The following is a 2,092-nucleotide window of genomic DNA, read 5'->3' on the forward strand; positions in this document are numbered from 1 at the left end:
CCGGGTGGAGATCGGCTCGGGTGGCTGGAACGGCATGAACAACACGGCGGTCGGCGACTTCAACGGTGACGGCAAGGACGATGTCGTGGTGACGGAGACCTCGACCGGCAAGTTGTGGTTGTACCCGGGGACGGGCAGTGGTCTGGGCAGCCGGGTGGAGATCGGCTCGGGGGGGTGGGACGGGGTGAGCAAGAACGTCAGCCCGGGCGACATGAACAAGGACGGCCGGGACGACCTGGTGGCGACGGAGACCTCGACCGGGAAGCTGTGGCTGTACCCGGGGACGGGCAGTGGTCTGGGTGACCGGGTGGAGATCGGCTCGGGTGGCTGGAACGGCATCTCCGATTACGCGGGTGCGGACTTCACCGGTGACGGCATCGGCGACCTGGCGGCGGTGGAGTCCGCCCCGGGCGAGACCGGGAAGCTCTACCTCTACAAGGGCACCGGCAACGGCCTGACCTCCCGCACCGAGATCGGCTCCGGCGGCTGGTAGACCGCACACCGGCTCCGCCGGCCGTTCCCGGCCGGCCGCCGAAACCGGGGGCGGGCCCGCCACCACCGTACGGGCCCGCCCCCGCACTCCCCGCTCACCCTCCCCGCTCGCCCTTCCCGCTCACCTGTCCCCGCCCCGCCGCGTGCAGCCCTGCCCGGATCCCGCCCCGGGTGGCTCCGCCCTGCCCGTTTCTTGGAGAGATCCGTGAACCACCACCGTCTGAGGGGTGTCGCCGCGCTCGCCGTGGCGGCCGGCGCCCTCACCGCAACCCTGCCGCTGGGCCCGGCCGCCCAGGCGGCCGAGCGCGGCACCCCCGAACCAGCCGCCGCTGCCCAGAGCGTCAAGACCGTCTCCTACCAGGGACTTTCGCTCCAGGTGCCGTCGAGCTGGTCGGTGGTCGACCTGGCCCAGGCGCCCGACACCTGCGTCCGGCTCGACCGGAACACCGTCTACCTCGGCCACCCCGGCGCCGACCAGAACTGCCCGACCCACCTGATCGGGGACAAGGCGGACGCACTGGTCGTCGAGACCTTCGCCGGCGCCGCCGAGCGGGCCGACCTCCCCACCGTCGCGGTGCCCGCCGGCCACGGCGTCCCGACCCTGCCGGACAGCGCCGGCCTGGAGGCGCGGGTGGCTTTCGAGGGGGCCGGCGTCTATGTGACGGCCAGTCATACTCCGTCCACGGCAGCCGCGGTGCAGCGGGTCCTCGCCACCGTGTCGATCGGCGGCGGCGCCACCGCGGCCCCGCTGCCGCAGCCGTCGAAAGCCGTGCCCGGCGCGCTCGCCGCACCCGCCGGGACGGCGGCGGCCGCGTCGGCGACGCCGAGCACCGGCTACACCGGCAAGGCGTTCGACGCCTGCGCCGCCCCCTCCTCAGGCGCGATGGCGGACTGGGGCTCCTCGCCGTACCGGGGGGTGGGCATCTACATCGGCGGCCCGACCCGGGTCTGTGCGCAGAACAACCTCAGCGCGTCGTGGGTGGCGCAGCAGAGCGGCGCCGGCTGGCACCTGCTGCCCATCTACGCGGGCACCCAGGCCGCGGGGATCTCCTCCTCGGATGCCGAGGGCCAGGGCCGGGCCGCGGCGGACGCCGCCGTCACGCTGGCCAAGAACCTGGGCTTCACCACCTCCACGGTGCTGTACGTCGACATGGAGGCGTACTCCTCCGGCTACCGCACGAACGTGCTGAACTACCTGTCGGGCTGGACGAGTCGGCTGCACGAGCTCGACTTCCGATCCGGCGTGTACAGTTCCTCGTCCAGCGGGATCAAGGACATGGTCGCCGCGTACACCTCGTCCGGCTTCGACCGCCCCGACGTGGCATGGGCCGCGAACTGGAACAACGCCGCGGACACCGACGACAGCTACATCCCGGCGGGCTACTGGTCCAACCACCAGCGCGTCCACCAGTACGCCGGTGACGTCACGGAGTCGTACGGCGGGACCACCCTCAACATCGACCGGAACTACGTCGACGTCGCCGCCCAGGCCTCGACGGGCGACCCGGGGATGACGAACCTGACGGCGGGTGACTTCAACGGTGACGGCCGGAAGGACCTGGTCGCCGTGGAGGTGTCGACCGGCAAGCTGTTCTCCTAC

The 2,092-nt window shown here is 72.4% G+C and carries 2 protein-coding genes; both read left to right on the forward strand.

The features are described 5' to 3' along the window. A partial coding sequence (locus IF30_RS0140145; protein WP_030248003.1) for an FG-GAP repeat domain-containing protein occupies nucleotides 1-493 on the forward strand: 493 nt, incomplete at its 5' end. Between the two features lie 204 nt (nucleotides 494-697). Beyond that, on the forward strand, nucleotides 698-2,092 hold a 1,395-nt coding region (locus IF30_RS0140150), incomplete at its 3' end, for a glycoside hydrolase domain-containing protein (protein ID WP_051712268.1).

The organism is Streptomyces sp. NRRL S-350 (assembly GCF_000719705.1).
Classification (GTDB): domain Bacteria; phylum Actinomycetota; class Actinomycetes; order Streptomycetales; family Streptomycetaceae; genus Kitasatospora.